Source organism: Providencia sneebia DSM 19967 (assembly GCF_000314895.2).
GTDB lineage: Bacteria > Pseudomonadota > Gammaproteobacteria > Enterobacterales > Enterobacteriaceae > Providencia > Providencia sneebia.
In genome coordinates this window covers 2,178,794-2,191,868 of the sequence record NZ_CM001773.1, presented here as the reverse complement: position 1 = coordinate 2,191,868, position 13,075 = coordinate 2,178,794, and the positions used below count along the sequence as shown (strand labels likewise).

The window sequence follows — 13,075 nt, the reverse complement described above, 5'->3', positions numbered from 1 at the left end:
ATCAGTTAAGACTCCTGTTTTTTCAGGAAAATGACACTAAGACCTATCACAATCGGGATCGTAATCAACAGAGGAATATAAGAGACTTGTAAATCAAACAAGCTTAATCCTTTAGAGAAAGTGCCTCGCGTGATGGTTAAAAAGTGAGAAGTTGGATATATCATCCCTACCCAGCGTCCTATTCCCTCAAGTGATGAAACTGGGTCAATTATTCCAGAAAATTGCGTTGCAGGGATCAGTGTGATAATTGCTGTACCGAATATTGCTGCTATTTGGCTTTTCATAAAACATGAAATGAGCAAGCCCATTCCCGTAGCAATCATGATATACAGAAATGCAGCCAATGTGAGCGTCAAAAAACTCCCTTTAAAGGAGACACCAAATACAAATACACTCAAAAGGCAGAGTAAAAAGAAGTTAAACATACCCAATAAAATATAAGGTATCTGTTTACCAAGCAAAAATTCTAATTTGGTGATCGGGGTGACATAAAGGTTAATGATAGACCCAAGCTCTTTTTCGCGAACCACACTCAATGCACTTAACATTGCAGGTATCATCATCAAAAGTAAGGGAATAACAGCCGGAACAATCGCAGGTAAACTTTTTACATCTGGGTTATAGCGGTAACGGGTTTGTATATCAATAACAGGCATACCGGCTACACCAGAAGGCTGTTTTGCCGCCATGTTACTCAACCAAGCAAGATGCATAGCTTGTACATATCCCCTGACTGTTTCCGCCCGTTTTGGCATCGCACCATCCACCCATACACCAATCTTAACGGAATGACCGCGCGCAATATCGCGCGCAAAGTTTGGTGGGATTTCAATTGCCACAGAAACTTTACCACTTCGTAATGCCGTTTCAAGTTCATCATAATCTTTCAATGGTGGCTGTTCGATAAAGTAACGAGAACCCGCTAAATTTAATGTGTAATCTTGACTTAATCCGGTTTGGTCGCGATCTAGAACAGCAAAACGCAAATTTTCGACATCCATGCTGATCCCATATCCCATAATAAACATCAGGATGACTGTTCCTAACAAAGCTAATGTCGAACGGACTGGGTCACGGCGCAGTTCCATTCCTTCACGAATGCTATAACTAAATAAACGGCGGAAGCTAAAACGACTTTTTAATGCTTCTTCTGTTTCTTTCTTTAATTCTGGATCAATATTAAATTCAGGTGCGGTATCTTTAGAACCGTCATCTTCGCCTATTGCATCTTGGAGATAGGCAATAAAAGCGGCTTCTAGCGTATCAAGGCCTTTCTTTTTCGTTAGGTTTTCTGGCGTATCACAATCGAGCACTTTCCCCGCATGCATCAGAGAAATACGGTCACAACGTTCGGCCTCATTCATAAAGTGCGTTGAAATGAAGATTGTAACACCGTCACGCCTAGAAAGGTCGACCATTAAATTCCAAAACATATCTCGAGCAACCGGGTCAACACCCGAAGTTGGCTCATCAAGGATTAACATTTCAGGACGGTGGATCACCGCCACGGCTAATGATAAACGCTGGCGAATACCGAGTGGTAAATCATCCGGCATGGTGTCGCGAACATCATTTAGCTCAAAACGCTCACACATTTCATCAATGCGGTCTTTAATTTCATTTTCTGGAATATGAAATAGCTTTGCGTGCAGCTCAAGGTTTTGTTCAACGGTTAATTCATTATAGAGGGAGAATGCCTGCGACATATAACCAACACGTTTACGTGTTTCGAGATCTTTTGGATCAATTTCTTGACCAAAAAGCCATGCTTGCCCCTCACTTGCTTGCAATAAACCCGTCAACATCTTCATTGTGGTTGATTTACCACACCCATTAGAGCCTAAAAAGCCAAATATTTCTCCTTTAGGAATTTTTAAGTCAACATGGTCAACCGCGACAAAATCACCAAATCGCATGGTTAAGCCTTCGGCTTCAATGGCAATAATATTATCTTCAGAAGTATCACGTGGAGGAATAACCACTTTCGTATGCCCGCTGCGCTTTTCTTCTGGCAACAAAGCAATAAAGGCTTCCTCTAATTCATCACAGTTTGTTTGAGATTTAAGTTCTAATGCATGGCCGGTTGCTAGCACCTTGCCATCATCCATTGCAACAAGCCAATCGAAACGTTCCGCTTCTTCCATATAAGCCGTCGCAACTAACACGCTCATGTTTGTTTGACGTTCACGAATACGGTCAATCAAATCCCAAAATTGAGCTCGCGATAATGGGTCAACCCCTGTCGTTGGTTCATCCAAGATAAGTAGATCTGGGTCATGGATTAGCGCACAACATAGACCCAGTTTTTGTTTCATCCCACCAGATAATTTTCCTGCGGGTCTATCTTTAAATGGTAAAAGCCCGGTACTTTCCAACAAATCATGAATACGATATTCACGTTCTTTTTTAGATTGACCAAACAATCGGCCAAAAAAATCAACGTTTTCATATACTGAAAGCGTGTGGTATAAGTTTTTCCCTAACCCTTGCGGCATATAGGCAATTTTTGGACAAACAGCGCGGCGGTGCTCTTCATCCGCCATGTTGCCACCAAGAACAATCACCTCTCCTTGCTGGATCTTTCTTGCTCCTGCAATTAAAGAGATTAATGTTGATTTCCCAACGCCATCTGGCCCAATAAGCCCCACCATCTTTCTGGCGGGGATCGCTAAAGTAATGTCATCCAACGCACAATTATCACCGTAATGTTGGCTGACATGTTTTAAATCTATGATCACATCATCCATCCATTTATCGGTCATTGTGGTAATCTCACTTCAAGTTCAGCAGGCCATTGCGCATTTGGATCTAATTGAACGTAAGCCTTGCCCGGTAAACCTGTTTTGACATATTCAAGGTGTTTTTCCAGTAATTCAGGTGAGATACGAGCGCGAATACGGAACATTAATTTCAAACGTTCATTTTGAGTTTCAACGGTCTTAGGCGTAAATTGCGCGACACTAGCGACAAACGTCGTTTTCGCTGGAATGACAATATTTGGCGCAGCATCTAAGACAATATGAGCATCACTGCCGATGGCAACTTTTCCTGCATCTTCCGTTGGCAAGAAAAAGGTCATGTAAACATCACTTAAGTCAACCATATTTAATACGCGACCACCCGCACCTAAAACTTCACCAGGCTCTGCTACACGATATTGAATACGTCCATTACGCGGGGCTTTTAATACGCTGTCATCTAAGTCAGCCAGAATACGTCTTTCTGTTGCGGTCGCTGCATCCACTCTTGTTTTCGCTTGTACAACACCAGATTTTGCAGAGTTAATCGCAGCAACAGAGGCAGCAACTTGCGCTTTTGCTGCTTCAAGTGCAGCTCGAGAACCTTGCATTTGCGCTGTATCATCATCAACTTGTTGTTGCGAAACAGCATTTGTTCTGACTAATGCTCTTGAACGATTGAGCCTTTTTTGTGCGGCATCAAGTTCAGATTCACGCTGACGAACAACCGCCTGTGCAGCAAGTTTTTCACTCTCACGTTGGACTAATGCGGATTCCGCGGTTGAAACATTACTCACGGCTTGACGTAACTGAGCTTGCACTTCATGGAGTTGCTCTTGTAATGCTCGAGTATCCATTTTGGCAAGAATCTGACCTTCCTTGACAAAATCACCTTCTCTCACCATAACCGTATCTATTCGTCCTGCGGTTTTAGTCGCTATATCTATTTCGGTTGCCTCAATACGACCATTACTTTGTGCAAAACCAGCGGGTAAATTGCTAGAATTAACACTCCAATAATAAAAACCACCTGCAGCAATAATTAAAATAATAACAACATAAAAAAAGGTCTTACGTTTATTTATTTTCATACCATCCCTTCTTTTTATTTTGTGAGAGCATTCATCTCAATATTAATTTATGAAACAATATTAACTATCCCATTTTAATACTAATTACATCAAATACGTGAAAATGAAGATATAAATAGATGCTTTATTACCCATTAAGTCTATGGTGCTATCTATTTAATTTATATCTATTTTATCCCTTTACCACTTAAGTAAAATAGCACATACATCACAAATTACCAAATTAAGACTATTATCTCCTTCTATTTGGCACGTATTACTTAATTTTCAAATAAACAGCAAAAAAATAATGCTAAGAACAAAGTCTTAGCATTATTTTGTTAGTAATTAAATTTGATGATCTTAATTAGCAAATTCAGCAATAGTCTGTTCATCCATACGATAACGTACCCACTCATCTTGCGGTTGCGCACCAATACTTTTATAAAAATCAATCGCAGGCTGGTTCCAGTCTAATACGCTCCATTCTAACCTTTTACATCTACGCTCTTTAGCTAATCTTGCAACATATTTCAGTAATGCTTTTCCTACACCAGCACCTCTATAATCAGGTGAGACGTACAAGTCTTCTAAATAAATTCCATTGTTACCAAGCCATGTAGAATAACTTGTAAAGAAAACAGCATAGCCTGCTGGTTTATTGTCAATATAACAAATTAAAGCTTCTGTACTAGAATTCTCATCAAATAAAGATTTTTCAATATCTGATATTGATGCTTTTACTTCGTGGCGTGCTTTTTCATATTCAGCCAATTCTATAATCATATCAAGAATTAAGGCGGAATCTTTAATTGTTGCTGGCTTAATTTCTATTTTCATGAATTGTTTCCCTTGTATTGATAAAAGAATTCTACGTGAATTTATTGTTTTTCCTAGAGATAAGAAACTTTATTCATAATATTATGAGCATAATTAAACACAGTCATATTTAATTATTGTGGTAAAAGAAGGGAAAATAACATGATAATAATGAATTGATAATGATAAAAACCTCTCATATCAATTATCTATATTAGATGTGTATATTAAAAAGAGCATTGGATACTTTTTAACATAAAAATATCATAAAACGATGTCAGACAACTTATTTAGTTAGACTGACACCATTGTAAATGATTTTTTATTTTCATGGCCTTTTTATAACGAAAAAAGAATACCATCATGACTACTATTTAACGTTTTACTGCGCAAAAAGTCATACCATGAATAATAAATTGGTCAATTATCGTTCCATTTTACTCATTATTTGGTTCTTTGGCGTTTAGCTCGCTTAAAATAAGAGGTTGGCACTTTAGGACAAACAATCTCTTTAAATTTTTTGCCTGACTCAGTTTCAGCTTTAGTATCAACAGATTCTCTATTGTCCTCTGTCTCTACTGAAGGTGTTGGTGTGTTTTCTTTCATATATAAAGACTCTTTTGCTTGAATAATACGATTAGTTTTCGCCATGGCTATTTCCTTGTGTTGCCAATGCCGTATTAACTTGTTCAATGCGCTCTACAGCGCAGTTAATAATTTCAACAATCCGGCTTGACTGTGTTGAACTCAATTCTTGTAAAACAATTTTATGCCGTAATAAACATTTGAACTTATCAATAGCAAGTTCAATTTCTTTAGCAAATTGATTACCTGCTTTAAGCTCCTGAGCATAACTGAGCTTAAATTGAACTTGAGATAAAATATCCTTTTTAAGTAATAAAAAATGTTTACCTTCAAAGGTTAGTGAGTAGCATTTTCGGCCTCTGCCCTGCTTATTTTGAACCTCAATAAAACCGAGTTCTTCTAATAAAGTGAGTGTCGGATAAATAACACCCGGACTTGGCGTATAAAAACCAGCCGTTTCTTGCCCTATTTTCTTGATTAATTCATACCCATAATTTGCCCCATCAGCCAGCAAATGAAGAATATAAATACGCAGCTGTTTTGGGTTAAACATACGGCTCAAACTTTTACCATCACACATCTCTTGTGTTGGCTGTTGTTCACGACTCATTATTACTCTCAAACATTATCAAAACTTTAAGAACCGATATATCGAATATGATAGCTATTTTTTTAAAAAATGCCAGTTAGATATATCGGATTTTGTGCATAAAATGCTAATGATGAATCCTATAATGAGGTGAGAATTTAACAATAAAATATGATAGCTAATTAAGTATCATAATAAGATGTAAAAGATGTAAAAGATGTAAATTAAGGCAAAAAAAGCCAGTATATTGATAATAATAGCACATAATATAGCTGGCTTTTCTAATATTTGATGGTGCGTTTAATTTACCCGATATTTGGTAAGATACTAAACGCGATTGCGAATTGGATGCCGATGACTACAATTCCACATAAAAATACGATAAGTAATGCTGAATTACCGCCTTTAACTTGATATTTACGTTCATTATGTAACCTTGATTTAAATGCCATCGCACTTGGTAATAATAACGCTAAAATTGATAATGCAATTGCAGCAAACCCTAATGCCATGACAAATCCTCTAGGATAAAATAATGCAAATACTAAAGGAGGTAAAAAAGTGAGTAATCCAGTTTGAATGCGTCCTGCTGCATTATCTTGTCGTTTAAATAAATCCGCCAAGAAATCAAACAATCCAAGCGCCACACCAAGAAATGAAGTTGCGAGTGCTAAACTCATAAACATTTGAGCAATAAACTCTGTTCTTCCCGACATAACTACATTTCTTATGGAATCTAACAAACCATTTAGCCCAGAATTTTCTGCAAGAATTCCGACAAACGTTGTTGTACTAATACTTCCCAATGTCGCTATTTGCCATAGAATGTACGCAATTAACGGAATAGCACTACCAATAATAAAGATGATACGCAATTTTTTCACATCACCACCCATATATTTTACAATACTGGGAACACTTCCATGAAAACCAAACGATGTAAAAAATACAGGAATTGCAGAAAGTATTAATACTTTCTCAGTCGGCGCGGATAATAAATTCTGCTGTTCAACATGTGGCATCATAAGTGCCAAAATAATTACTAAAAAAATAATCTTTGCAATAAATAAAATACGGTTAATAAAATCGACAGAAGATGTACCAAAACAGACAACACCACCACCAATAATAGTAAATATGACAATTCCCATCCAATCAGCAAGTTCAATAGCAAAACTACTTTTTAGATTAGAGGTAATAATTTCCCCTGCACCACTGACATAAGCCGCTGTCAATGCATACATTAAGAACATCATACTAAAACCTGTAATAAATTTACCGCTTGAACCGAGATATCGCTGCGCAACACTTCCTATACCGGTTTCAGAAGATTCATGTTGATACACTTCAACTAATAATAACGCGGTGTAACACATTAATATCCATAACGCGAACAACATAACTAAACTTACCCAAAAGCCATTACCAGCAGCTGCAATCGGCATTGCAAGCATACCAGCACCAATCGTTGTACCTGCAACAATAAAAACACTACCTAAGGTGCGATTCTTCATATTGAGATCCTAACAAAAGTTTTTAAATAGTTATTTTTTGAATGGCTCAGTTTATTTTTTTCATCAATAAGCTGTTGTAATTTATTTTCGAAGGTTTTTCTCAGTTCTAACCAATAATCAGAGAAATGCTGTTTATCCCGTAAGCAATGTGTCATGACGGCTGCACGTAAAACATATAATGAATGCACTTTATCCCATTCTTGTTCACTGAATCCGGCATAGCGGCAAAAGCTTAATGGATTATTCCCATATTCTTCAAAAGTGAGTGACGTTGAGGAGGTTAAAAAATCATTGGTATAAGAACGTCCAGCGGCATAAGAACATAATTCATAAATTCGTTTATTCAACTGATTCTGTTTTTCTAAAGATATGTTACCAACCTCTTTAAACATAAAATTAACCATATGAAAATCCGGTGCTGGCATTGCATAAATTTCAAACTTTCTACCTTCAATTTCAAAAGGCTCACTGACATTTATACTTTCAATCATCCAATTTGCAGTAGTTATTCCCGCTGCAATAAGCTTGCCATAACCTAAGATATTTAATGGAACTAACCGATGTGCAGCCCATACCGCAGCAGCTGTTGCCCCAGCTTTTGAACCTTCCATAATTGAAGATCCGAGTAAAACATTTTGTGTTTTTTTCGCAGTTTGACCTTTTTCAGCAACTTCTTCGAAAACATAAGCTGCATGATATGAAATCAGATCAACAATACGTTTATCTTTCATACAAATAGCACCCGCAGCATAAGGAATAAATCCAACCTTATGCGGGTCTACTGTAATAGAATCGGCTTCGCTTAGTGATTTAAAACTTTGATAGACATCCGGCTTTGGCCAAATTATTTCTGGTGGGAAAATACCTTCTTGGTGGTAACGTTGAATCAAAGTGTCATAATCAATAAGTTGATTATTTTCATCTCGCAGCATTGCACATGCATAACCTGCATAAGCAGCATCAATATGAATGTAGAAAGAGACACCAAAACGTGTTTCACATTCTTTGCGTAAGGCAATTAAATCTGCAACATTATCAATGGCTCCAGTTTCCGTTGTGCCAACAACAGCAACAACTGCTAAAATAGGTTTTCCTTGTTCAATTAAAGAAAAAACGATTTTCTTCATTTCAGTAGGATCTGTTCGATAGCCCGCATCTACTGGTAATTGCACAATATTTTGTTGTCCTAACCCCAGAATATCCATCGCTTTCATCCATGAATAGTGCTTTGATTGAGGCACTAATAATTTACCTAGCTTGCCTTGTTCAACACCTTCGCCGCGGCAAGTCATTTCTCTAACTTCTTCGAACAAGCCTTGTTTTTTCAATTCGTCAATAAGGTCGAGTACTGCGCTTGTCGGCATATTAAGCAATACTTTTTCTGACTTATTTTCTAAGAGATCTTGTGCTTTAGCGTGTTTTGCAACTGCTAAAGGAAGTGTTTTTAGGTTTCTTGCTACCCATAAGCCTTCATAATTGGCAACAGTTCCACCAGAAGTAATATGTCCCCAAGATTGATTCACGTCATAACCGAACATGGCGCACAAATCCAATCCTGCTTCTAGCTCTAGTAAGGTTGTTGTCGGCGATGATTCTTGAGCACAATTATTTGGGTTATACATCATCGCCATGACATAGGCGAGATTAGAGACCATTAATGTATCAGCATTCATATGGCCCATATAGCGAGGAGAGAACCACGGTATCGAAGTGGTTTTTAATTTAGAAGAGAGATGATTGAGAATGCCTTCTGTTCGATATAAAGTATCTCGATATTCTGGTGCGTAGCGGTCGACTGTTGTTAAAAATTCGGGATCTTCAGGATGGAAGCCCGACCGCCAATGCGCATGTTCCATGACAGCATATTCCATCATTTCTTTGAAAAAGACCGCATTTTCAGATTTTGGACCAAGAAATAAAGCATCTACATTCATTTTAGAATTATTAAAATTTGACATATCACTACACCTTTAAATCATAACCAATCTTGGTCATATTTAAGTTAGTTAACTTATTATCATTGGAAAGTGATATAACGCGTGCTTGTCATTCAGAAACAGCAATAGTTCATAACCTTGTTATCATTGCGTTTAATAATACCATCTGGATAAGCACATCGCTAAAAGGCCAACTTGTATATAGATATAATCCATAATTATTAAAATATTAATAATCTTATTTATATTTCAATTAGAATTGTGCGCGGGAACAAAATTTCGACAACTTATCTGCTGTAAAGAGATATTTACGATAAAAACACTTGAAAATGTAAATCATTTGTTATATTGAAGTTAAATAAAGTCATGAGTGTTCATTATTCTCATGACTTTATTTTGGGTGAATAAAATAGCTAATCAATTGTTAGTTAATACTATTTTCCCAAACAAATCCCCCGATTCCATATAACGATGGGCATCAGCAACCTGTTCGAGTGAATAGGTTTTGTTAATAAACGGCTTTATCTCACCCTTTTGCAACATTCCCCAAACTTGCTCTTTTAATTCAGCGGCAATATTGGCCTTTTCTTCATTATTACGCGAACGCATTGTTGACCCTGTATGCACCAACCTTTTCACCATTAATGGCATAAAATTAAGGTGCGTTGGGTTCCCTTTCATCATACCAATTTGGATAATGCGTCCAAATTTTGCGGCAACTTCATAGTTTTTACTGACATAATCACCGCCAATGATATCAACGACCATATCCACACCACGGGAGTGGGTATAATCAAGTGTCTGTTTCACGAAATCATCATCACGATAATTAATCGCCAAATCTGCGCCAAGTTCTTTGGCTATTTTCATTTTTTCCGCAGAACCTACAGTCGTAATAGCCGTAGCACCAAAAGCTTTTGCCAACATAATTGCCACTGACCCAATACCCGAAGTGCCCCCATGAATGAGTACAGATTCACCTTTTTTAAGCTTCCCTAATTGGAAAACATTTGCCCAAACAGTAAAAAAGTTTTCTGGGATCGCAGCTCCTTCAATAAAAGATAACTGCCCTAATGGCAACGCAATATCTTCATGTAGCAAGCAATATTCAGCATATCCGCCTCCAGCAACTAACCCACAGACGTGATCACCAATATTCCATTTATTAACATTTGCGGCCTTTGCAACAACAATTCCAGAGATCTCAAGACCTAAAATTGGTGATGCATCTGCTGGAGGAGGATAACTCCCTTTACGTTGCAGGACATCGGGTCGGTTAACACCCGCAGCTTCAACTTTAACTAATAAATATCCATCAGGAATTGTAGGTAATTCATTTTCAATTATTTGCAGGTTTTCTGCACCTCCCGGTTCTGTAACATTGACGACTTTCATTGAGCTTGGAATATTTAATTCATGATTGGCCATTATTTTTCCTATAAAATTATTATGATTAAAAATCAACATTACATAATTATTTAATTTTTAAAATATTGTTAATTTTTAAATACTAAAAATATTTTCAAGAAACAAAAAAAATCTAAATTTAACAACATACTGAATTAGATTAATAAAAAGCATTATATTTCATCAGGTTACTTAATGCATTATCTGTATAACATCGCATTGAATATATGAATAAAATTATTAAATAGCCAAACACTTTACTTTTATTTTAAAAATTTAGTTCTAATCTAAGTTAAATTTTAAATATTGATTATTCGTGTTGTTTAGTAAAGTAATGTCTAAATACAACTTTCTTTTATGGATGATTCAGTTTTATATTTTCACTTATCAGTTGCATTATATTATGTTAAAATTGACTCATATCAATAATTTTAACTTATATTGAGCAATTAATATGATCCCAGAAAAAAGAGTTGTTCGTCGCATCCAGTCTGGTGGTTGTGCTATTCATTGTCAGGATTGTAGTATTAGCCAGCTATGCATTCCCTTCACGCTGAATGAACATGAACTGGATCAACTTGACAATATTATTGAGCGTAAAAAGCCGATTCAAAAAGGCCAAACGCTGTTTAAAGCAGGTGATGAGCTACGTTCGCTGTATGCAATTCGTTCAGGAACCATCAAAAGCTATACCATTACTGAAGAAGGTGATGAACAGATCACTGGTTTTCATCTTGCGGGTGATCTTGTCGGTTTTGATGCAATTATTCATACACAGCACCCGAGTTTTGCACAAGCACTAGAAACATCAATGGTTTGTGAAATTCCATTTGAAACGCTTGATGATTTATCAGGAAAAATGCCAAATCTGCGTCAACAGATTATGCGTCTAATGAGCGGAGAAATAAAAGGTGATCAAGAAATGATCCTTTTATTGTCTAAGAAAAACGCTGAGGAACGTTTAGCTGCATTTATTCTTAATTTATCTCGTCGCTTTGCCGAACGTGGATTTTCACCAAGAGAATTCCGTTTAACAATGACGCGTGGCGATATCGGAAACTATTTAGGTCTGACGGTTGAAACAATTAGTCGGCTTTTAGGTCGTTTTCAAAAAAGCGGCATGTTGAGTGTTAAAGGTAAATATATCACTATTGAAGATATGGAAAAACTGACCGATATAGCAGGCAAAGTTTCTCCTATTTCTTGCTAAGCACTTTGATAGTTATCCATAATTCATAATAAGTTGAGTTGTCATAAACTGAAAGTCAGTTAACTGCAACTCAACTTTATTGACGTTTTCTTGATCACACTCTTTACGCCCCGCTGTCATTATTTTTCATCAATTCTTGCCTATTTTTTCTCAATACCTTAATTTATCTTTAAGGATGTATCCGCCTTTATGAGGATTGAATATGGCAAACTATCAAAATCTCCTAGTTGCAATTGACCCAAATCAGGATGATCAACCAGCATTACGACGTGCTGTCTATATAGTGCAACGTAATGGTGGGCGGATAAAAGCTTTCTTACCTATATATGATCTATCCTATGATATGACAACATTACTTTCTCCTGAAGAACGTGATGCAATGAGAAAAGGTGTTATTAATCAAAAAGCCGCTTGGATTAAACAGCAAGCACATTATTACCTTGAAGCGGGTATTGATATTGAAATAAAAGTCATCTGGCATAATAAACCTTATGAAGCCATTATTCAGGAAGTCATTAATGGTAAGCATGACCTGCTATTAAAAATGGCTCATCAAACGGATAATTTTGAATCAATTATATTTACACCGCTTGATTGGCATTTATTACGAAAATGCCCTTCTCCAGTTTGGATGGTAAAAGATAAAGTTTGGCCGGATCATGGCTCTGTTGTTGTCGCAGTAAATCTTTCTAATGAAGAGTCTTACCATGACGACCTCAATATTAAATTAGTTGAAAAAACGAAAGATTTAGCAACGCGCATTGTTAAAGATCAGGAAATTCATTTGGTAAGTGCATATCCGATTGCACCAATGAATATTGCGATTGAGTTACCTGATTTTGACCCGAGTCTTTATAACAACGCATTACGCGGTCAACACCTTATTGCCATGAAAGAGTTGCGGCAAAAATTTGGGGTTGATGAAAAATATACACATGTTCGCGAAGGACTACCGGAAAAAATCATCCCTGAAGTCTGTGATGAGCTTCATGCTGGTGTTGTTGTTCTGGGTATACTAGGCAGGACTGGTCTTTCTGCGGCTTTTTTAGGTAACACGGCTGAACATGTGGTTGATAAATTAAAATGCGATTTGTTAGCTATCAAACCAGATGGTTTTGTGTGTCCAATTACAGCTGATGAAGATTAATTTTAAAATTTAATTTATTAAAAAAGCTCTGTCGTCATAAACAGAGCTTTTTTGTACTT

10 protein-coding genes are annotated in these 13,075 nt (G+C 36.8%); 2 read left to right on the top strand and 8 right to left on the bottom strand.

The window, feature by feature from the left end; all coding sequences use genetic code 11:
* Nucleotides 1–5: 5 nt before the first annotated feature.
* The 8 genes from rbbA to OO7_RS09075 form a co-directional block, all read right to left on the bottom strand.
* Entirely contained in the window at nt 6–2,762 is a 2,757-nt protein-coding gene (gene rbbA / locus OO7_RS09110) for a ribosome-associated ATPase/putative transporter RbbA (RefSeq protein ID WP_008915660.1), read from the bottom strand.
* Complete coding sequence (locus OO7_RS09105) at nt 2,759–3,829, bottom strand: HlyD family secretion protein (protein ID WP_008915659.1); 1,071 nt, start codon at nt 3,827–3,829, stop codon at nt 2,759–2,761. Before OO7_RS09105 ends, rbbA begins: the two co-directional genes overlap by 4 nt.
* 342 nt (nt 3,830–4,171) lie before the next feature.
* A complete protein-coding gene (locus OO7_RS09100; RefSeq protein WP_008915658.1) occupies nt 4,172–4,648 on the bottom strand; it encodes a GNAT family N-acetyltransferase in 477 nt (158 codons plus the stop codon).
* A 423-nt stretch (nt 4,649–5,071) separates the two neighbouring features.
* Nucleotides 5,072–5,278: a hypothetical protein gene (locus OO7_RS09095; RefSeq protein WP_008915657.1), complete on the bottom strand. Its 207-nt coding sequence runs from the start codon at nt 5,276–5,278 to the stop codon at nt 5,072–5,074.
* A complete protein-coding gene (locus tag OO7_RS09090) occupies nt 5,265–5,822 on the bottom strand; it encodes a PadR family transcriptional regulator (protein WP_008915656.1) in 558 nt (185 codons plus the stop codon). The genes OO7_RS09095 and OO7_RS09090 overlap by 14 nt, the downstream gene beginning before the upstream one ends.
* Before the next feature lie 284 nt (nt 5,823–6,106).
* Nucleotides 6,107–7,255 (bottom strand): tyrosine transporter TyrP, encoded by a 1,149-nt coding sequence (gene tyrP, locus OO7_RS09085; RefSeq protein ID WP_236620692.1) that lies wholly within the window; start codon nt 7,253–7,255, stop codon nt 6,107–6,109.
* Between the two features lie 56 nt (nt 7,256–7,311).
* Nucleotides 7,312–9,273, bottom strand: coding sequence for a pyridoxal phosphate-dependent decarboxylase family protein (locus OO7_RS09080; RefSeq protein ID WP_008915654.1), 1,962 nt, complete (start codon nt 9,271–9,273; stop codon nt 7,312–7,314).
* Nucleotides 9,274–9,669: 396 nt separating this feature from the next.
* Nucleotides 9,670–10,680, bottom strand: coding sequence for an NAD(P)H-quinone oxidoreductase (locus OO7_RS09075; RefSeq protein ID WP_008915653.1), 1,011 nt, complete (start codon nt 10,678–10,680; stop codon nt 9,670–9,672).
* A 433-nt stretch (nt 10,681–11,113) separates the two neighbouring features.
* On the opposite strand from OO7_RS09075, the gene OO7_RS09070 reads away from it, so the two are divergent.
* Together OO7_RS09070 and uspE are read left to right on the top strand one after the other, a co-directional pair.
* Complete coding sequence (locus OO7_RS09070) at nt 11,114–11,869, top strand: FNR family transcription factor (protein WP_008915652.1); 756 nt, start codon at nt 11,114–11,116, stop codon at nt 11,867–11,869.
* A gap of 202 nt (nt 11,870–12,071) precedes the next feature.
* Nucleotides 12,072–13,016, top strand: coding sequence for a universal stress protein UspE (gene uspE / locus OO7_RS09065; RefSeq protein ID WP_008915651.1), 945 nt, complete (start codon nt 12,072–12,074; stop codon nt 13,014–13,016).
* Nucleotides 13,017–13,075 lie beyond the last annotated feature (59 nt).